The following is a 20,042-nucleotide window of genomic DNA, read 5'->3' as shown; positions in this document are numbered from 1 at the left end:
ATGACGCTCCGTTCTGATATTCAGGCCCGCGCGGCCCAGCTGCGGGTCCGGTTTGAGGCCGCTGGCGCGCAGGTGGTGGACACGCCATTGCTGCAGCCTGCCGGCACGTTGCTGGATCTTTACGGCGAGGACATCCGTGCCCGCGCCTACGTCACCACCGACGCCCTGCGCGGCGAGCAGATGCTGCGCCCGGACTTCACCGTGCCGGTGGTGGAGGCGCATATGCGCCACGGGGCGGAGCCTGCGCGCTACACCTATTCGGGTGAGGTGTTCCGCCGGCAGGAGCATTTTCCGGACCGGCCCAACGAATATCTGCAGGTCGGCTATGAGGTGTTCGAGCGCAATGATGCGGCGGCGGCGGATGCCGAGGTGTTTTCGCTGTTTGCGCTGCAGGTGCGCGGGCTGCCGCTGCGCGCGGCGACCGGCGACATCGGCATTCTGATGGCCGCCGTGCAGGGCCTGAACACCACGGAGAAGCGCAAGGCGGCGCTGATGCGGCACATCTGGCGGCCGCGCCGGTTCCGCTCCCTGCTGGACCGGTTTGCGGGCCGTGCCCCGGTGCCGGAAAGCCGCAGGAAGCTGCTGTCGACCGAGGGCGATCTGACCGGCTCCGCGGTGGAGCTGGGCAAGCGCCGCGCGGCGGAGGTGCAGGCGCGGGTCGAGGCGCTGCGCGAGGACGCCAAGGCGCCGCCGATTGCCGAGCATGAGCTGCTGGCGCTGGAGGCGCTGATGGCGGTGCGGGAAACCGTGCCATATGCGCTGGAGCAGATGCACGACATTGCCGTGGACCTGCCGCAGATCAACCCGGCGCTGGACCGGCTGGATGCGCGCACCGCAGCGATGAAGGCGCGCGGCGTTGATGTGGAGAACCTCGATTTCGAGGCGTCCTACGGGCGCACCTCGATGGAGTATTACGACGGGTTTGTCTTTGGCTTCTACGCCGAGGCGCGGCCGGATCTGCCGCCGGTGGCCAGCGGCGGGCGCTATGACGCGCTGACCCGGCAGCTGGGCGATGGCGCGGAAATCCCGGCAGTGGGCGGCGTTCTGCGCCCGGACCTGATGCTGCAGCTGGAGGAGTCCCGCGCATGACCTTGAAGCTGGGGGTGCCGTCCAAGGGGCGGCTGATGGAAAAGACCTTCGACTGGTTTGCCAAGCGCGGCGTTACGCTGTCGCGCACCGGCTCCGACCGGGAATATGCCGGCGCGGTCGAGGGCGTGTCGAACATGGAGCTGGTGCTGCTGTCGGCGGGCGAGATCCCGCGCGAGCTGGCGGCGGGGCGCATTCACCTGGGCGTCACCGGCACCGATCTGGTGCAGGAGAAGCTGCCGCGGTTCGAGCAGCAGGTCGAGGAGCTGGCGGAGCTGGGGTTCGGCCATGCCGACCTGGTGCTGGCAGTGCCGCAGTTCTGGATCGACGTGGACACGCTGGACGATCTGGACGCGGTTGCGTCTGCGTTCCGGGCGCAGCACGGCCACCGGCTGCGGATTGCCACCAAATACCACCGGCTGGTGCGGGAGTTCCTGACCGATGCCGGGGTGGCGGATTACCAGCTGGTCGACAGCCAGGGCGCGACCGAGGGAACGGTGAAGAACGAGACCGCCGAGATGGTGGCCGATATCACCTCCACCGGCGAGACGCTGCGGGCCAACCACCTGAAGCTGCTGAGCGACGGCCTTGTGCTGAAGTCGCAGGCGACCCTGTGGCGCAGCCGGGTGGCGAAATACACGGCGCAGGACAAGGCGGCGCTGAATACGCTGCTGGATTTCCTGGAAAAGCGCGTCTGAGCGCGGCAGCCTGTCTGCACGATCAGTGCCGCATGATCAAGAAACCGTGATCGTCGCGTGATGCCTTTCTCCGGCGCCCGGGTTTAAATCCGCGGCGCCGGCCTTAGCTGGGGTGGGGTACACTCCAACTGAAAGGACAGGCTATGAAGATACTGATGGTTTTGACGTCGCACGATCAGCTGGGGGACACCGGCGAGAAAACCGGGTTCTGGCTGGAGGAATTTGCCGCGCCTTATTACGTGCTGCGCGATGCCGGTGCCGAAGTCACCCTGGCCTCGCCTGCAGGCGGCCAGCCGCCGCTGGACCCGAAATCGGACTCTGAGGACGCCCAGACAGATGCCACCCGCCGGTTCAAGCAGGATGATGCCGCCCAGCAGGCGCTCGCCAGCACGGTGAAACTGTCCGGCGTCGATGCGGACCAGTTCGATGCGGTCTTCTATCCCGGCGGCCACGGCCCGCTGTGGGATCTGGCCGAGAGTGCGGACAGCCGCAAGCTTCTGGAAAGCTTTGCCGCCGCGGACCGGCCGATCGGGGCTGTCTGCCACGCGCCCGGTGTGTTCCGCCACGTCAAAGGCAGCGATGGCGCGCCGCTGGTGAAAGGCCGCCGCGTGACCGGCTTCACCAACGGCGAGGAAGAGGGCGTGGGCCTGACCGATGTTGTGCCCTTCCTGGTCGAAGACATGCTGAAGGACAAAGGCGCCGATTACCGCAAGGGCGATGACTGGGCCTCTTACGTCGAAGTCGACGGCAAGCTGGTCACCGGCCAGAACCCGGCCTCCTCGGAAGCTGCCGCCAAGGAACTGCTGGCCTTGCTGAAATAAAATGGCAGTGCTGGAGGGGCAGGCGGGGTGCCGCCTGCCCAGGCCGCCGCGGCGGCTGGATCAGATCACGCCGATTTCGGCCAGCGCCTGCGACAGCTCCGGCGGCAGCGGCTCTTCCTGGCTTTTGCCTGCGGGCAGGTCGGCGGGCGATTCTTCCGGCTTGAGGTAGCGCCAGCCCTGGAACGGGCGCTTTTGCGCGGTATGGGTGCGGTGCACCTCCGGATCCAGCACGATGGCGCAGCGGCGGATGCCGTCCTCGCCCGTCACCTCATCCAGCCGCAGGATGCGCTGGCGGCATTGGATCAGCCCCTTGATCACCCAATAGATCGAGCCGCCGTTCAGGATTTCGGCCTCGCGCTTGGGCCACATGCGGGTGACATGGCGGGGCAGGCCCCCGGGCAGGTCTTTGCGGCGCATCGCTTGCCAGGCCATCAGGCTTTCGACGCTTTCGGTGCCCACCGAAAGCTTCACAAGATTCACGCGTTTATCCACAGGTTCCCCACAGAGTCGTCCAGAGTTATGTCAGTATATAGTAGTTTACTGATCGCTGGCTTCAAGGTATTGTGTTCCTCCACGCTTATGCTGCAATAAAGCATTAACAATTCACGGATTCGCTGCCGGGGTCATTTCCGGTGCCGGAGCCGCTTTTCCGGCGCTTGGACGCCAACACGACACAAGTACGACTCAAAGGACCGACACATGAGCCGCTTTGCCGCCCCCATTGCCGAGCAGATCTGGGATATGAAGTACCGTTTCAAGCAGGCCGATGGCGCGCCGATTGACGTGACCGTCGAGGACACCTGGCGGCGGATCGCGCGGGATCTGGCGCGGGCGGAGAAAAAGCCGGACGCGTGGGAAGAGAAATTCTATGCCGCGCTGGAGGATTTCAAATACCTGCCCGCGGGCCGGATCACCGCGGGCGCAGGCACCGCGCGCCAGGTGACCCTGTTTAACTGCTTTGTGATGGGCACCATCCCGGACAGCATGTCAGGGATCTTCGACATGCTGAAAGAGGCGGCGCTGACGATGCAGCAGGGCGGCGGCATCGGCTATGACTTCTCGACCATCCGGCCGCGCGGCGCCGATGTGAAGGGCGTGGCGGCGGATGCCTCCGGTCCCTTGTCGTTCATGGATGTATGGGACGCGATGTGCCGCACCATCATGTCCGCGGGCAGCCGCCGCGGCGCGATGATGGCGACCATGCGCTGCGACCACCCGGATATCGAGCATTTCATCACCGCCAAATCCGACCCGGCCCGCCTGCGCATGTTCAACATGTCGGTGCTGGTGACCGACGATTTCATGGAAGCGGTGAAGGCTGACGGCTCCTGGGAGCTGCAGTTCGACGGCAAGGTCTATCACACCGTCGAGGCGCGCGACCTGTGGAACAAGATCATGCAGGCGACCTATGATTACGCCGAGCCGGGCGTGATCTTCATCGACCGCATCAACAAGGCCAACAACCTCAACTATATCGAGAACATCTGCGCCACCAACCCCTGCGGCGAGCAGCCGCTGCCGCCCTATGGCGCCTGCCTCTTGGGCTCGATCAACATGGCGCGGCTGGTGGCCAATCCGTTTGAAAAAGACGCGCATCTGGATCAGGCCGCGATGCAGGAACTGGTCGCCACCGCCGTGCGCATGATGGACAATGTGGTGGACGTGTCCAAGTTCCCGCTGGACGCGCAGGCGGAAGAGGCCAAGAGCAAGCGCCGGATCGGCCTGGGGGTCACCGGCCTCGCCGATGCGCTGCTGATGCTGGGGCTGGAATACGGCTCCGACGAGGCGGCGCGTCAGACCGACGAATGGCTGCACGCGATCGCCCGCGCCGCCTATCTGGCGTCGGTGGAATTGGCCAAGGAAAAAGGCGCCTTCCCGCTGTTTGATGCCGAGAAGTACCTGAACTCCGGCAACATGCTGAACATGGACGAGGACGTGCGCGACGCCATCCGCGAGCACGGCATCCGCAACGCGCTGCTGACCTCGATCGCGCCGACCGGCACCATTTCGCTTTACGCAGGCAACGTCTCCTCGGGCATCGAGCCGGTGTTTGCCTATGCCTACACCCGCAAGGTGCTGCAGAAGGACGGCAGCCGCACCGAGGAGGAAGTGGTCGACTACGCGGTGCAGATGTACCGCGAGAAATTCGGCGCCGACGCCAAGCTGCCGGACTATTTCGTCAACGCCCAGACGCTGAGCCCCGCAGCCCACGTCAAGATGCAGGCGGCGGCGCAGAAATGGATCGACTCGTCGATCTCCAAGACCATCAACTGCCCCGAAGACATCTCGTTCGACGACTTCAAGGACGTCTACATGCAGGCCTGGGACCAGGGCTGCAAGGGCTGCACCACCTACCGCCCGAACGACGTGACCGGATCGGTCCTGACGGTGAGCGAAAGCGCCGACACCGCGCCGGGCGAGACCGCCAAGGCGCCGCATGAGAGCGATATGGGCGAGAACGGGGCCGAGGTCGTCTACATGTCCGAGCCGCTGGACCGCCCGCAGTCGCTGGAGGGCCACACCTACAAGCTGAAGTGGCCGGATTCCGAGCATGCGATCTACCTGACCATCAACGACATCATCATCGGCGGCCACCGCCGCCCGTTCGAGGTGTTCATCAATTCCAAGAACATGGAGCATTATGCCTGGACGCTGGCGCTGACCCGGATGATCTCGGCGGTGTTCCGCCGCGGCGGCGACGTGTCTTTTGTGGTCGAGGAGCTAAAAGCAGTGTTCGACCCGCGCGGCGGTGCCTGGGTGCAGGGCAAGTACATCCCCTCGATCCTGGCCGCGATCGGCGGCGTGATCGAGACGCATCTGGTCAAGACCGGTTTTCTGGAGGGCGAGGGCATGGGCCTGAAGTCCGACCCGCAGGCGCAGGTGGTGAACCTGAACACGCCGCGCGGCAAGGCGTGCCCGAGCTGCGGCCAATACGACATGCAGATGGTCGAAGGCTGCATGACCTGCCGCAGCTGCGGCCACTCGAAGTGCGGCTGAGGCGAAGCAGTGTTGGAGTTTGTCGGACCCAAGAAATAACTGCCATTGATGGGGGTTTTCTGCCATTCTGACACGAGGTTAATTGCCACCGGCCGATTTTCGGCCGGTGGTTTTGTTTTAAAACAATGACTTATGTGATCTCTGCCTTCTGCATGCTGAAGGGATCCGTTTCCCCTCCGAAGATCAGCGCCACCTGTTGACTGAAATGGCCGTATTGAGCAGGACTGAAGCTCAAACCTGGCCAGGTTCTTTCCTTCAATTCCCCGATCGCACAGTGTGCAATCGGGGGCCAGACGGCGCGGCGCGCCGGGAAAGGGCCAGCTATGTCCAAGATCAAGTTCATCGAAGCAGAGTTCCACAATGCCGACAAAGACCGGCGGGCAATTCGGCAGCGCCTGGAACGGTTCCTGAAAACACGCCGCGCGCTCGAACGCGGTATCGTGCCTCCGGACCCTGAGGATCGTGATGACCGCCTTCGGTGGGAAACCGAATTGATGCAGATCGGTCTCGGGCGCGAAGGTCAGGATCGCGTGGACCGCCGGGTGAGCAGGCTGGCGGAACGGCGGGCAGCGGCCGCAGGTCTCTCCCACCTCAAACTCGACGACCGGAGAGCCTTGGAGGTTCTGCGCAACGGTGTGGGCCTGATCCGGATCGGGACAGAGCACCATGCGGATGAAATCGCTGCCGGGATCCACGCCGATATGCCTTGGATGGCGCCTGCGACCGATCTTCTTTGGAAGTCCATGCGGCGCTCAGTCCGCAATGGGGATGCAGGCTTCCGCCTGCATCCGGTGCTGCTGGACGGTCCTCCTGGAATTGGAAAGAGCATGTGGGCCCGTCAGCTGAGCAACGCACTTGGCGTGCCCCGCTGTGGTGTGGAGGCGACGGCGGAGCAAGCGTCGTTCGGTATCGTGGGCTCTCAGCGCGGCTGGTCCAACGCGCAGCCGGGGCGCCCTTTGATGACGATCCTGAAGCACCTGATTGCGAACCCGGTGGTCGTTGTGGATGAAGTGGAAAAGGCCGGGGTAGCAACTTCGACCAAAGGAAACTGCTTCGGACTTACCGAGGGGCTGCTGTCCCTCCTGGAGCCATCTTCGTCAGCTTCCTGGCAGTGCCCCTTTTACCAGGTGGGTTTCGACATGTCATGGATCAGCTGGGTGCTGACCTCCAACACCTTGGTCACTTTACCAGCCCCTTTGCTAAGCCGCCTGGAGGTCATCCGCCTCCCGCCAGTTTCAGTATCCGAACTCGCCGCTTTTGCTCGCCGTGAGGGCTGCCGGCGTGGATTGACGCAGGCGTCGGTCGCGGCAGTGGCCGAAGCGTTGGAAATCGCCGGACGCGGTGCGGAACTTAACCTTCGGCATGTCATCCGGATGCTGACCAGGGGTGAAGCGATGGAGAGGGCTGGAATCCGTCATTGAGCACAAAGTTTCTCCATCCTCTCACGCCATAGAAAAGGAGCCACATATGCCTGACCAGGACCACTACATCACCGATGAGGCGTTGCGCATCCTGGAACGGTTCCCTGAGGTGTAGGGACGCCCCCTGGACCATCAAGAAGACGCGCCTGGTGTGTGGGGGCACCTGCGGAGAGCGCTGGTTGCCCCTGATTGAGCGCCTGAGTGCTGCCTTCGCCGCAATTATCCCATCACGTCAGTTTGAGCAGCCTCCGGGCGCAGCAGCTCAAGCAGAATCTGGTTGGGCCGCGCTTCTTTTTGAAACATTGCCCTAATTTGCTTGTCCATGCCGAAGATATCCTATTGTTTTCAACTGAGGCCTCGGCACAATTACATTCCGGTGTTGATCGCGGAATTAGACAGTCATTCTGCTGACACTCCTCTGTCCAAATTTTCTACGCCCTTTGAAGAGGAGGGGGCAGTTGAGGGCGTCTCACTGATATCGGCGATATAGTCAATCTCGAACGCGGGTCTACTCATTCGCCCCATGAAGCTATTGAGAATTGCGGATGCGTACGGCATTCGAATTCGCCCAATTCTCTGCAACGGCCACGCAATTGCCTGTTCACTATTATTGTGTATAACCTTACCGCTTTTGATGGTGTTAAAACCCTCGGGTGCTGCAAAGACAAGCTGCAAGGGTTCTTCGTAGGAGCCTTTTAACTTCGACTTAATTTCCTTCCTGGTTGCGGCGTATTCACGCCACAAAGATGTTCTTTCTTCGTAAATAGCAGATTGACCGTCCATTAGGCCATCAGGTTTTATTTGGTCGTGGTCCACTCTAACGCAACCATCATCTCGGAAAGTGGCTAAGTCTAACGTGGCCAAGCGAACAGGTGCTGCCTCTCTTAGAGAGCAGTACCAACGTTTGTTCTTTAATGTGAAGGGTAATCGGTAATGACTCTCAGCCTGCTTGACGCTAGCCGTCAGGTGTCGAATAGGAATAAGGGTCGCTGTTTCTAGACCTCTCCGCCCAGTGTTGCGCAATGCTAAATCACACGGAGGAGCTAAAAGCACAAACCAAGTTTTCTTTCCTGATGTCGTACTGAAAACGTCTCCGCATACGAGCTGAGAGTAGCTAGCATTTAGGAAGCCTCCATCTTCCCAAATTTCCGCCTCGTGGAAAGCTGCCAGCCTTCGGTCAGGCAGTATTTTTGTTTCCGCAAGCGGGATGCTCCGCAGCCGCCGCAGATTCTGCGCCACAGTCTGGGCTCGCGCGTCGCTGGCGAAGAGTTCCCTAATGCCCTGAGATAGGCGCGCCGTCACCGCTCTCTCAATTACATGAGTTTCCGACACACCTTCTGCATAGGCTTTGTCGACCGCAAACTTCTCAAATTGCTCAGGTGCAATCCTGGTAAGATCGTTCATCGCACCTTCAAACGAGCTTTCGACAACCTGTTTCGCGGAACGGAGAATCTCGTGAATATTTTTTCTTATTCCTGCTCGTTTGATGGCAACCCGGAGCGCTTCATCAACTTCGACCGGGTCGTCATCATCTGGAGCTAGCCGCGTCTTCGATACAACGCACAGCGGAACATCAACTTTCTTTTCATGAAGACTATTCAGAAGTGCTTCTTCTTTATTAGCCTCAGTTTTCACCGTGGCTTCATGAGTTAAGATAAAAGCGGTTCCCTTCGAACCAAAGGTATGCAATGCGGCTACGACCTCTAGTCCAGTGGTATCGTCCACTGCGCCTCGGCTCGCTTTTAGGTCGATCATGTAGCATACATGCTCATCGCCTTCCTCGCAAAGCTGCTTTAATTTTTCTTCGTAGTTTTCAAAGGGCCAGCGATCATTGGTTGACACTCCAAGAAGGTTGCATACTTGTTCTACTTCGTTGGCGTTCAGTTCCTTCACCGCACCAGGTTCCATTTCATCCTCTTTGGCGAGATACTCCTCAAGGATTTGGTCTCGGCGTTCTTGGCTTATGTCAGTAAGAGCTTGGATGATCTGAAATGTAGCTTGTTCTTCATCATACTCGAATGATGCTAACGACTCTGACAGTTCTGGAAAGCCACATTCCTTGGTCGTTTCCACGTTTTCCGCCAGCATCTTACCTAAAGATTCAGCGGTTTGGTTGAAATGGTCATCAATCCAAACCACACGGTTTACGCGCAAACAGCTCAAAGCTTCAGAAATATTCATTTTTGACCGTCTCCGCTCAATACCGATGAAAGATCGACCAAAAACTTAAATCTTTTCCCGCGAGAATTTCTCTCCTCCGACAAGGAAGCGCTACATCCGTCGATTTCCAGCAATTGGGACACGATAAAAAGTCCAAGCCCTTGTCCTGCCCTGCTATCCAATTTGGTTGAAACAAACATCTCAAACAAAGATTCTTCTACCTTCTCATTTACACCTGGCCCCGTATCCCAAATAGCTAGGCCGGTCGGCAAAACTTCGAAATTTATCGTTCGCTCTGGTGATGCATGGTCGTTTAAATTTGAGTTCCGTAGCCAATAGATGCTGTTCTGGACCATATTGTCGACAACCTGCAGCAACCTTGATCGGTTCATCCGCACTGTGGTTGACACGTTGGGAGAAACCACGGCGCGGATTTCGTACCGCTCCATTGATAGCTTGCGACCTGCAATGTATTCATTGATGAAGTCCCCTAAGTTTATTTGCTCCTTAATTGCTCGGGTTCTAGGTAGCATGGGGTCAATCAGTGCCGCAGCGCTTGAAATTGCGGAACAAGATCCGCGGATAGACCGCAGCATGGGCTGCAGCGAAGTACCACGCTCTGATGCCTTTTGTAGTGCCTTGGTTTGCTGCCGGATTTCAGTCAGGTGCGTTCGAACCTCGTGTGCCAACCCGCGTGCGCTTAGTCCCACAGCAGCGCTCTCGAAAAGCGAAACAACCTGGTCACGTTGATCATCAATGTCCTCTCGAACACGTCGAAGGCTGTCAATCTGCTCAACTGTAGGCGACAGTTTATCTTTCACTTGTTCAATAGCGCTCATAGCCGTGTTCGCCAAACGCAACGCTTTTGCCGTGTCTTCATCGACGGACTTAATATTCAGATCAGCCAGATCCCGATGTAGACTGGAGGCCTGTTTGATCACCAAGTCGCGCACACCGGCTGTATCTGCGAGTGTCTTCTGCAAATGCACTATTGGGTCAACTGGCCTGCCGGTTTTCTGCGCCTCTTGTTCCTCCAGATTGTCGGCATAGGCAATGGCTGCACGACGAAAACTTTCCATTGAGTCTGTTGCGAACTTTCGGCAAGTTTGTGCAATCTGCAAAAAGCCACGGTAAGGCGGGTTCTCGACGAAACCCTCTCGGTCCGACTTCTCGGTGAGCAGGAAATTATGTTCCCCAGTCAATTCAAAGTAACCCAGTGTATTTTCGGGGCGGAGACCATAAGAACTGCCTGACGTGGATTCAGATGCCATATTTAGCCAATCGCCTGGAGACCTGACACGAAAACCGTCACGGAGAATTGTAATTCCTGATATTTCTTTAATTAGTTGGCGGGTTGCTGTCGTGCCGGTAACTGCTGCATCTCTATTGCTCTCAAAATCTTTTAAACTGAAGAAGTAGAACGACCCAGTGAATGGACCGGGATCTTCTACGGCTTCATCCTGACCGACGACTACTTCAGCCCAATCAAATGACTGTTCTAACTCAATGAACCAGGCAGCACCTGCATTGTATGGTTCAATAACGTATCCACGGGTGCGTGGAATCTTGCTTAATGCTTGGTGAAAGCCGCGTCCTCCGTCCTTCCCAAATGCGATCTCTGTTCTTCGCTTTTGGCTTTTAGTTTGGGTGCTGTTGAAGAGGTTTTTCCGAAAATATGCGTTTGCTTTGAGGCGTACTTGACCGTCGTCGTGATGCGACCACTTAAAGTCAAATTTAGCTACTGCTTTTGAAAGTATTTCGTTGGTTACAGCGACGAGTGAGTGATCTGCGCCGTCTAATGAAATTGAAACCGGGAAGGAAGAAGTCACTTCAAATGGCGAGATTAGGCTTGCCATACTGCGGGCAATAGTTGATCCGCGGCTTGGCTTGCGCCATTCTGATATATCACGCAAGCCTAAAACAGATACTTTTGTCCCTTTGAACCCTTTCGTATTTTCAATACTTGTTATGCTGACCGGAATTTGGTCAACTGTATCTGCAACATCACAATCGCCCCAGCGAAATACAGCTTTTGCAATCTTTTCCATCGGCGACTTGGACGTTTCGATAACAAGGATGTCACCTAATCGCATAGTGCCGAGGCGGCCGACGCCCTTATCTCCTAGCGGTGTTCGTCCCAAGGCCGTCTTCATCTTCGGGCCTGAAAGGGAACGTTTTTGAGAGCCACTAATTACCAGCCATGTGTTCTTAAGTTGTTCTTCACTAAGTCCATTTCCGGTGTCCTCAATCGATATGGAGCCGACGTAGTCAAGCCTGCGAATGGCCTCTTCATCTGCACTAATGGTGTTAACGTCTATGGGCTTTCCGTCTTTCTGAAAGAGGCTTACGAGTACATTCTCCGCTGGTACAATAAAGCGACTTAAATCTGATGCCGAACCTGTGTTCTGAATATATCCTTCTTCGCGCGTATCGATAGTTATTTGGCAACCAGGTGAATCTGCATCGTAAGAATTTTTAACGCACTCAAGTATCGCCTGTTCAACGTCGGTAACCAATTCGCTTCCCAGTTGAACGAGGACGTGCGAGCCTACACGGAGCTGCGGCTGTTCATTGCTGTCAATGTCATTGACTTCGGGTTCAGTCATGTAAATTCAACCACTAGTGTATTCTCAGTTGTTATCATCTCGCCCATGTTATTTTTGGATGGCATCCTTTTCGTAGGTAAACTCCTTTGTAAGGAAGTCACCGGGCGCCCTCCAAGAGTACAGGCCATCTCTCTGCATATCTGGTCGAATGGAATGATACGTCCTGCAGCCCTGCGATTTCCGGTTGTGAAAGCCCAATGGGCTCCGCCTGGCAGGCTATGCCTGATATGAGATAAGGCATTATAAAAATCTGCCATAAAAGACGCCACCTTTCTCAGCTCCTTTACCATCGGCTCACCTTTAGGGGTGTCGAGGAGTTGATCGAGGCTGGGAGATACGCCGCGCATAGCCTCTGCTTTTTCTGTTGCGCCCTTAAGTGATCCTCCCAAACTCGCGCTGTCGAGCGCATGTGTGTTCGAGATCAACCTGCCAGGTTCAATCGGCAGGTCTTCTGCCGGTATCCAGCACAAAGCCAAGTACGAAAACTGGCCGTAGGGAATTGTTGTCTGATTGTCTCCATAAGGAGGTGAGGTTACTAGAATGGTATGCTTAGCCTCATTGCTGTCAAAGCTGACCGCTCGCACGTCAGCACAATGAACACACGCGGTTGGCCGTTCATCGCGTCCGTCAATTAGTTCCCGATAGTGGCCTGCCTTCTCCAATGTGTTAGCTAGATTTTCCCGAAAAATTGACTGAACCTTCGTCCAGGAGACAAGGGCATCGTCTTTACGCGCATGAAGCTTATAGGTGCTGGTGCGGCTGTTTGAACAGAGGCGAATAGTTTCAGCAAAGACAGCCCAAAACACCTTCCTGGCTCCTTGATCCTCCACGTCAAGAATTGATCGCCGAATACGAGATAACTCTCGTGATGTCTCTATGGCAAACCATTTGCTGAGGCCTGGAAAGTTGACGTCAACTGATGATGATGCATCAGACGAAATTGCTTCCAGAACTGAAGTGGCGGCGGCTTCCAAATTTACACCACCGTCTATTGCAATTTTGGCTTCGCAAACAAGTACTGCAAGTGGGTTGATGTCACACCCTGTGAAATCCAGCCCGCGAATGAGGGATTCTGTTAAGACTGTCCCCGATCCAACAAAGGTATCCACTACACGGCATTCATTGCCGACGTGACCAACCAAGAGATCAATGATGTCCCCTTGCATGGTGGGCACCATCATTGCAGGGTAGCGAAGGATCGAATGAAGGTTCGGTCGTGAGCGGGCGCCCGTCACGGCCCAGTTTCCGGCCCGATGCTGCTGTAAAGTCCCAAGTTGTTGCGCCAGTGTCATTTTTTCCAACATTTTTCCGCGTGGAGCATTCCTGTTATTATCACCATGTGGGTGAAAAAGACCAGGCGCTATTTGAGGGTAAGGTGTGAATGGGTAAAGATTATCTATTAGGGGCCTTACAGTGATGCGCGTGAGATTGACCTTCACTTGAAGTTGTAGTCGCTCCCAGAGCTGGGGGGAAGTGCATGAAACGCAGGGTACGGCTAGCAACCTGTGAACAGGCATGCAAAATTGACCCCGTAGCGGGGTGATCGGCGTCCAAAAATGACCCCCTTACACTGATGTGGATGGCCGCGCTGTTGGTCGCCCTGTCGAGATCCGCGCCTATGCCGAGCGGGTCGAGTTCTGGCAGGACGGCAAGATCGTGGGGCAACATGCCCGGTCCTTCGGCCGCGACAAGGCCATCTACGACCCGCTGCACTACATTCCGGTGCTGGCCCGCAAACCCGGTGCCCTCAGGAACGGAGCGCCGTTCAAGGACTGGGAGTTGCCGCCCGCGATCAGGCGAGTGCAGCGCAAGCTTGGCAAGGTGCCGAATGGTGACCGCCAGATGGTTCAGATCCTGAGCATGATCCCAACCGACGGGCTGGATGCCGTGGATGCTGCCTGTGCCGAAGCCCTGAACGAAGGGGCCCCCGCCGCCTCAGTCGTCATCAACATCTTGGCCCGGCATCGTGAACCGCCGCCGCCGTTGACCATTGATACGCCGGACGCGTTGCGACTGACCTGCCAGCCCGTGGCCGATTGCCAACGTTACGACAGCCTCAGGAGGCCCAACCATGGAAAGATCGCAGGTTCTGGACGCGATGAGCCAGCTAAAACTCTACGGCATGAAGGCCGCCTACGATGAGATCATCACCGCTGCGGTGAAGAGGCAGCATGAACCGCAGCAGATCGTCGGTGACCTGCTGAACGCCGAGATCAGCGAGAAGCAGGCGCGCTCGATCAAATACCAGATGACCATCGCCAAGCTGCCTCTGGCGAAAGAGATCGACGAGTTCAGCTTCGAGGGCACGCCTGTCAACGAGACGCTGGTGCGCGACCTGGCCGCCGGGGATTTCCTTGAACAGCAGCGCAATGTTGTGCTCATCGGCGGCACCGGGACCGGCAAATCCCACCTTGCTGTGAGCATCGCTCGGGCGTGCATCCGGCGAGGCAAACGAGGACGGTTCTTCAACGCCGTGGACTTGGTGAACAAGCTTGATGCCGAAGCTCGTGCCGACCGGCAGGGACGCACGGCTGACCTGCTGTGCCGCCTCGACTTCCTGATCCTCGACGAGCTTGGCTACCTCCCGTTCGCCCAGACCGGCGGCCAGTTGCTGTTCCACCTCATCAGCCGTCTCTACGAGCGCACCTCGGTCATCGTGACTACCAATCTCGACTTCGGTGAATGGCCCTCCGTCTTTGGCGACGCCAAGATGACCACGGCGCTCCTCGACCGCCTTACCCACCATTGTGAGATCGTCGAAACCGGCAACGAAAGCTGGCGCTTCAAGACCAGAGAATAAACGAACTCCCGCTGGCCTGATACGGCTGCGCTGTGTGGCGGCTACACCGCATCGGGCCAGCTACCCGAGGGCACAGCAGGGGGTCATTTTTGGACGCCGATAGAGGGTCAAGACTGCGTGCCGATTGACAGTCACCCAGGTTCCGGCTGAGATCTTGACTGTAGGAACCGAGCTTGCGGCCTTTGTAGTAAGAGACAGAATGCGGCTTTCCAGTGCCTCAGCCGTACCCACCAGCGCGCGGCCATCCTTGGTCAGCTCGTATCCGCGTGCCAGCCGCCGGAACAGGTCGTGGCCCAGCCGCCGCTCAAGCGCCAGCATACGCCGGCCGAGTGTCGGAGGGCTTTTGCCGGTTGATGCAGCTGCGGCAGCCAGCCCGCCCTCACGCGCCACCGCCAGAAACAGGCGCAGATCGTCCCAATCCAGCTTCGTTTCATTCATGAAATGATCATTGCAAAGCGTTTCATGGAAGGGAAGCTGCTTTGATGGTCCAATGAGTGAACGGGAGGAGGGAGTTTTAGCATGCGTTTTTTGGATCAGGAGATAAACCCGCTTGGCATGGGATGCTGGCCGATTGGAGGGCCGATGTTCGCCGGAGATCAGCCACTGGGCTACGCCAATTCCGACGACGCGGAGTCCATCCGCACCATCCACGCCGCGCTGGCCGGCGGGATAAGTTTTTTCGACACCGCTCCTGCCTACGGCGCCGGCCATGCTGAGCGATTGCTTGCCCGCGCGCTCAAAGATCGTCCCGATGCGCTGATCGCTACCAAGATCGGGATTGCCATCGACGAGGACAGCAAGCAGCTGACCGGCGACGAGATTGCGCCGGAAGCGGTGCTGCCCGCCATCGACCGCAGCCTGTCGCGGCTGGGGCGGGACAGAATAGACCTGCTGCTGCTGCATCAAAACAGCCTGTCCGTCCCGCAGGCTGAGGCCATGTTCGACGAAATGGACAAGGCCATGGAGGCAGGCAAACTGCGCGCCTACGGCTGGAGCACCGATTTTGCGGAAAGCGTCTCCGCAGTCGCGCCGCGCAAGGCGTTTCTGGCGGTCGAGCACGCGGCGAACGTCCTAGTCAACCCGCCGCGCATTCAGGCGGCATCGCAGGAAAACGGTCTGACAGCGCTGATCCGTTCACCACTGGCGATGGGGCTGCTCGCCGGCAAATACGGGCCGGATGCCGTCATGCGCGCCGACGACATTCGCAGCACGTCCAATCCGAAAACCGGCTACTTTGCCGACGCGCGGCCGAACCCTGCCATGCTCAGGCAGCTGGAGGCCGTGCGGGAGTTGCTGACAACTGGCGGCAGGAACTTGGCGCAGGGCGCGATCAGCTGGCTATGGGCCAGAAGCGGCCAGGTGATCCCCGTTCCAGGCGCGCGCACCGTTGGTCAGATCGAAGATCTCGCAGCAGCTATTGGCTTCGGCGCTCTGCCTGATCCTATCATGGAAGAGATTGAAACCCTGATTGAACGTGAGCCGGAAGAGGTGCCCGACAGAGCCCGATGAGCTGTAGCCGATGACCGGCTCTCATATGGGGTTGATAAATGACCACACCTACTCAACAGGTGGCTGGCGCAGCGCGGAGTAACGAATGCTGGACCGGCTGTTCGTGCCGAATGCGGCGAATGCCCGGTCAAAGCCCATACCTCCTGGTTGCCTACGGGATGGCGAATATTGACTTCCTTTGGAATGGTCCAAAACGGTTGCAAACGTGACGGCTATTGCTAATCTCTGATTTAGCCGGAAGCGCCCATTGTAAGGAATTCGCTTCGCAGTTCCGAACCGGCATTCCCCCAAAATTGGAGATCTGGCATGCGCCAACCTAACCTGCCTGCTGGCGGTAGCTGCCGCTGTTTTGCGACCACGTTTGAAATACTGGTCACCCCTCTCATAACTCTCGCATGCCATTGCCTGGATTGCCAAAGGATGAGCGCCAGTGCGTTTTCGCTGACGGCGATAATCCCAGCAGACGGCTTTAGGGTTGTTGAAGGCATGCCTGTTGCAAGACCATTGCCTGGATCACCGCGGCATCATTATTTCTGCCCCAGCTGCATGACTTGGATGTACACGAAAATCGGCGGGGCTGATGCAAGGGTAAACGTGCGCCCAACGCTCTGTTATGACTCTTCCTGGGTCGAACCGTTTGCCGAAACCATGACTAGAGACAAGTTGACATGGGCTGAAACGCCTGCCGTTCACACCTATGAGGCATTTCCGTCACCTGCGGAATTCGAAGAGCTTCTCGCCAAATTTTCGGACTGGAGTGCATTCGGTTGAGACGATCCCCGAATGCACTCCAATCTGCAAACCTCGAACGTTTTCAACACAGGCAGTGGCGTGCGTTCTCATGCTCTGCAGTGTCACTTCGGTTTGGAACGTAACCACCTGATCCGCCCGACAATGCTCTCCGTTAAGTCCCGGTTTGTTGCGGTTCCACCGATATCAGGCGTGCTGATACCGCTTTCCAGAGACTGTTCCACCGCCTTGACGATTACAAGCGCCAAGTCGTCTCGTTGGCAGACATGCTCCAGCATCATGGCAACGCACAAAATGGCCCCGATCGGGTTCGACCTATGTGTTCCCGCGATATCTGGTGCTGCGCCATGTACCGGTTCGAGAAATACCGTTCTGGTGGCCAAGCCGTAGGAAGCGGATGGTAAAAGACCTAAAGATCCGGCTATTGCTCCAGCACAGTCCGACGCGAGATCTCCAAAGAGATTGTCTGCAAGGACAACATCAAACCTCCTTGGGTTCTGAATTAATGCGTAAAGGAAGTAATCTGCATACAGGTGTTCCAACTGAACATCTTTAAAATCATTTCTTGCTATTTCAGTTACTACGCTGCGCCAAAGCCTACCGGTTTCCATCACATTTGCCTTGTCGATCGACACAAGGTTGTGCGACCGACGTTTTGCAAGTTGCATAGCCAGTCGGCTCACTCTGGAAATCTGTTCAGAACTGTAGCTTTGAGTATCGACGGCAACGCTTTGATCGCCTACACGCCGCGTCTCGCGCGGAAGACCCGTATACACTCCGCCAGATAGCTCCCGAACGATTACAAGGTCGGCGTTTTTGGACACATCACTTCGAAGAGGCGAAGTGGAAGTGCAAAGTGGCCAACTCCGGATTGGACGAATGTTAGCATAGAGTTGCAGCCGCTGCCTCAGCTGCAGTAAGGCACCCTGCAGGCCACTTGTAAGGCGTACTGCGTCCCAATCTGCCCCTCCTTCCGCACCAAACAAGACTGCGTCAGCGTTGCAAGCAGCATCCAAGGTTTGCTCGCGAATGAACACGCCATGCTTTCGAAAGGCCTCCATGCCGACCGGCTGATGATCAAGTTCAATCGAAAGTGACGTACCAGTAACCGCTACATCTAGTACTTCGAGCGCACTACTAACGACTTCAGGCCCGACCCCGTCTCCTGGTAAGACAAGCACACGTATATGTTGCGTCGTATCTGTCATACTTCGGAAACTCCCAGTGATTACTTAACGTCAAGGCAAATACAATTCTTGGCCGCACAGCGTTCACGGATCACCCGTGCGCATCTAATTGGTAAGGCTAGACACACCGATGCAGACGAGGGTTAGGAAACGGCTATTTCACCAAAATAGCCGAGCCCGTTTCAATCGGTCGAGGGGCCATCAAAAAATGCTTCCGCCTCTATTCTGTCAACTTTTCCGTTTGGCTTCAGAGGCAGCGCGGCGACAACCCTGAATTCGGACGGCAGCATGTGGCGCGGGAGGCTATCAGAGAGGAACCCCCGTAGGCTTGATGAGTCTATCCTTGAGCCGACCACCAACGCTTTCAGCGCCCGGCGGGCACCTTCTCCGTGAGCTACTACAAGTGCTTGCAGGACGTCCGGGTGCTTGACGAAGCAGCGCTCGATTTCTTCGAGCTCAATCCTGTAACCGTTGAGCTTGATTTGATTGTCGTTTCGACCGCAGAACTCAATCGCTCCTTGGGCGTCGTATCGCCCTAGATCGCCGGTCCGGTATACGGGTTCGAGCTGACCTTCCGGCCTAGTGAGAAGGGCGAAGCGCTCAGCCGTGAGGTCGGGCCGCCCGATATAGCCAAGCGCAATCCCTGGCCCGGCAACACAGATCTCGCCGACCTGCCCATTCGGAACTGGTACGAGGTCAGGGCCAGCAATAAACACCGACCGGTTGTTTACTGCCACGCCGATGGGGACGCTGGCCGAATTCGGCGCCAGTCCTGAAACATCAAAGAATGTCGAGAAGGTAGTGGCTTCTGTCGGTCCATAGACGTTAACGATCCTGAGATTAGCATGGGCCGCCGCCGCCGCTCGCACATGACGCGGTGACAAAGCCTCACCGCCAGTCATCACCGTGGAAAGGGTTTCGAAAGTATCAGGTGCCGTGTCTACGATCACGTTAAAAATCGCTGCTGTGCAAAGAAGAACATTGACGTTGTTCTCGCGAATGGTTCGTCGCAGCCGAGAAATGTTTGGGTAATCGCTATCGAAGAGGACTGCTGTCCCGCCATGCAGCAGCGGAGCCCAGAGTTCGAAGGTCATGCCGTCAAAGTAAGGTGGCGCGTGAAACAGTGTGACGGTTTCGGCCGACAGTTCCGTGTAATTGGCTTGAAAAAGAAGGCTGGTGATCCCGCGATGAGGAACCATCACACCTTTTGGCTCGCCACTGGAGCCTGAGGTGAAGTTCACGTATGCGATATCGTCGGCTCCCGCAATCGGAGGTAGAGCCGCAGAATCCATATCCGGCCAGCGGGTGATATCCGCCAAGTCTGCGTCCGGTGTTACGGTGCGGATGCGCGCAGGGAGGATCGGGGCCTCCGCAGTATCCGAAAGCAGGAACCGGGCTTTGCTGTTCCGTAACGCAACCTGCAGACGTGAGAATGGCCAAGCTGGATCAACCGGCATATAGGCGCCGTCTGCCTTTAGGATGCCGAGCAGCGCAGCAACCAACTGCGGTGTCCGCTTCATGGAAATTCCGACAATGTCCCCCGAACGGTGGCCGAGCGCGAATAACTGTTGCGCGACGTGATCCGAAGCGCGGTCTAGGGCTGTATAGGACACGGCCTGATCACGGAAACGCAGTGCGGTCGCATCTGGTCGTGCCTCAGCCGTTTTTCGAAACAAAGTGGCGACGGATTCACGCGGGTAGGCATAAGGTGTCGGAATACTTTGGCCACGGGTTGAGCGGACTTTGCTCACGTCAGCCAACATGTGCAGAAACCGTCGCTATGATATCTGCAAACGTCGGCCGCGCGTAGAGCTCCTCCGGCGGCAGGGTCTCCTCTCCGAACGCATCCTCAACCCGCATCATAAGCTTGGCCGCCGCTAGCGAATTTCCTCCTGCTTCGAAAAAGCTCGTGTCCGGACCCGCAGGCTCGGCACCAAGCACCTCGGACCAGATAAGGACAAGGGTGCTTTCCATAGACGGTGTGACCGGGTCTTGCGATTGCATCAA

General features: G+C 57.5%; 16 protein-coding genes and 1 pseudogene. 9 read left to right on the top strand and 8 right to left on the bottom strand.

Features of this window, described 5'->3' with window-relative positions; translation table 11 throughout:
- The 3 genes from DAEP_RS0109720 to DAEP_RS0109710 all read left to right on the top strand — a co-directional run bounded on the left by DAEP_RS0109720 (nt 1) and on the right by DAEP_RS0109710 (nt 2,605).
- Nucleotides 1-1,089, top strand: coding sequence for an ATP phosphoribosyltransferase regulatory subunit (locus DAEP_RS0109720; RefSeq protein WP_027244513.1), 1,089 nt, complete (start codon nt 1-3; stop codon nt 1,087-1,089).
- A complete protein-coding gene (gene hisG, locus DAEP_RS0109715; protein WP_027244512.1) occupies nt 1,086-1,784 on the top strand; it encodes an ATP phosphoribosyltransferase in 699 nt (232 codons plus the stop codon). The genes DAEP_RS0109720 and hisG overlap by 4 nt, the downstream gene beginning before the upstream one ends.
- 143 nt (nt 1,785-1,927) lie before the next feature.
- Nucleotides 1,928-2,605, top strand: coding sequence for a type 1 glutamine amidotransferase domain-containing protein (locus DAEP_RS0109710; protein WP_008554924.1), 678 nt, complete (start codon nt 1,928-1,930; stop codon nt 2,603-2,605).
- A 60-nt stretch (nt 2,606-2,665) separates the two neighbouring features.
- On the opposite strand, the gene DAEP_RS0109705 is transcribed toward DAEP_RS0109710, so the two are convergent.
- Nucleotides 2,666-3,097 carry a DUF1489 family protein gene (locus DAEP_RS0109705; RefSeq protein WP_027244511.1) on the bottom strand — a complete coding sequence of 144 codons (432 nt, stop codon included), beginning with the start codon at nt 3,095-3,097 and terminating at the stop codon, nt 2,666-2,668.
- Between the two features lie 207 nt (nt 3,098-3,304).
- Between DAEP_RS0109705 and DAEP_RS0109700 the strand changes: the two genes are divergently transcribed.
- On the top strand, nt 3,305-5,602 hold the full coding sequence (locus DAEP_RS0109700) for an adenosylcobalamin-dependent ribonucleoside-diphosphate reductase (RefSeq protein ID WP_027244510.1): 2,298 nt from the start codon (nt 3,305-3,307) through the stop codon (nt 5,600-5,602).
- 323 nt (nt 5,603-5,925) lie between these two features.
- The gene (locus DAEP_RS0109690; protein ID WP_027244509.1) at nt 5,926-7,023 is read left to right on the top strand and encodes an AAA family ATPase; all 1,098 of its coding nucleotides are present in this window, start codon (nt 5,926-5,928) and stop codon (nt 7,021-7,023) included.
- 399 nt (nt 7,024-7,422) lie between these two features.
- Here DAEP_RS0109690 and DAEP_RS23945 read toward each other — a convergent pair whose 3' ends face one another.
- From DAEP_RS23945 to DAEP_RS23940, 3 genes are read right to left on the bottom strand one after another with little or no spacing between them, the layout of a single operon-like run.
- A complete protein-coding gene (locus tag DAEP_RS23945) occupies nt 7,423-9,204 on the bottom strand; it encodes a hypothetical protein (RefSeq protein WP_154665051.1) in 1,782 nt (593 codons plus the stop codon).
- On the bottom strand, nt 9,201-11,789 hold the full coding sequence (locus tag DAEP_RS23560) for a sensor histidine kinase (RefSeq protein WP_084204419.1): 2,589 nt from the start codon (nt 11,787-11,789) through the stop codon (nt 9,201-9,203). The genes DAEP_RS23945 and DAEP_RS23560 overlap by 4 nt, the downstream gene beginning before the upstream one ends.
- The gene (locus DAEP_RS23940; protein ID WP_154665050.1) at nt 11,786-13,090 is read right to left on the bottom strand and encodes a TRM11 family methyltransferase; all 1,305 of its coding nucleotides are present in this window, start codon (nt 13,088-13,090) and stop codon (nt 11,786-11,788) included. The genes DAEP_RS23560 and DAEP_RS23940 overlap by 4 nt, the downstream gene beginning before the upstream one ends.
- A 274-nt stretch (nt 13,091-13,364) precedes the next feature.
- Between DAEP_RS23940 and DAEP_RS0109660 the strand changes: the two are divergent.
- Nucleotides 13,365-13,931, top strand: a pseudogene (locus DAEP_RS0109660) (Mu transposase domain-containing protein); the annotation flags it as partial.
- The gene (gene istB / locus DAEP_RS0109655; RefSeq protein WP_027244506.1) at nt 13,861-14,589 is read left to right on the top strand and encodes an IS21-like element ISPkr1 family helper ATPase IstB; all 729 of its coding nucleotides are present in this window, start codon (nt 13,861-13,863) and stop codon (nt 14,587-14,589) included. The pseudogene DAEP_RS0109660 and the gene istB, both read left to right, overlap by 71 nt.
- A gap of 60 nt (nt 14,590-14,649) precedes the next feature.
- Here istB and DAEP_RS22605 read toward each other — a convergent pair whose 3' ends face one another.
- The gene (locus DAEP_RS22605; protein ID WP_051337366.1) at nt 14,650-15,027 is read right to left on the bottom strand and encodes a helix-turn-helix domain-containing protein; all 378 of its coding nucleotides are present in this window, start codon (nt 15,025-15,027) and stop codon (nt 14,650-14,652) included.
- Nucleotides 15,028-15,108: 81 nt separating this feature from the next.
- On the opposite strand from DAEP_RS22605, the gene DAEP_RS0109645 reads away from it, so the two are divergent.
- Together DAEP_RS0109645 and DAEP_RS23555 are read left to right on the top strand one after the other, a co-directional pair.
- Entirely contained in the window at nt 15,109-16,098 is a 990-nt protein-coding gene (locus DAEP_RS0109645; protein WP_027244505.1) for an aldo/keto reductase, read from the top strand.
- Nucleotides 16,099-16,404: 306 nt separating this feature from the next.
- Nucleotides 16,405-16,869, top strand: a complete 465-nt coding sequence (locus DAEP_RS23555; protein ID WP_084204418.1) for a GFA family protein — start codon at nt 16,405-16,407, stop codon at nt 16,867-16,869.
- A gap of 83 nt (nt 16,870-16,952) precedes the next feature.
- Here DAEP_RS23555 and leuB read toward each other — a convergent pair whose 3' ends face one another.
- From leuB to DAEP_RS23320, 3 genes are all read right to left on the bottom strand, one after another.
- Nucleotides 16,953-18,056 carry a 3-isopropylmalate dehydrogenase gene (leuB, locus tag DAEP_RS23550; protein WP_084204417.1) on the bottom strand — a complete coding sequence of 368 codons (1,104 nt, stop codon included), beginning with the start codon at nt 18,054-18,056 and terminating at the stop codon, nt 16,953-16,955.
- A gap of 161 nt (nt 18,057-18,217) precedes the next feature.
- Nucleotides 18,218-19,798, bottom strand: a complete 1,581-nt coding sequence (locus tag DAEP_RS22600) for an amino acid adenylation domain-containing protein (RefSeq protein WP_084204416.1) — start codon at nt 19,796-19,798, stop codon at nt 18,218-18,220.
- Nucleotides 19,788-20,039, bottom strand: a complete 252-nt coding sequence (locus DAEP_RS23320; RefSeq protein ID WP_027244504.1) for an acyl carrier protein — start codon at nt 20,037-20,039, stop codon at nt 19,788-19,790. The genes DAEP_RS22600 and DAEP_RS23320 overlap by 11 nt, the downstream gene beginning before the upstream one ends.
- Nucleotides 20,040-20,042 lie beyond the last annotated feature (3 nt).

It is taken from the genome of Leisingera daeponensis DSM 23529 (assembly GCF_000473145.1).
GTDB lineage: Bacteria > Pseudomonadota > Alphaproteobacteria > Rhodobacterales > Rhodobacteraceae > Leisingera > Leisingera daeponensis.
The sequence above is the reverse complement of the archived record's forward strand: the minus strand, read 5'-3'. Positions and strand labels throughout refer to the sequence as shown.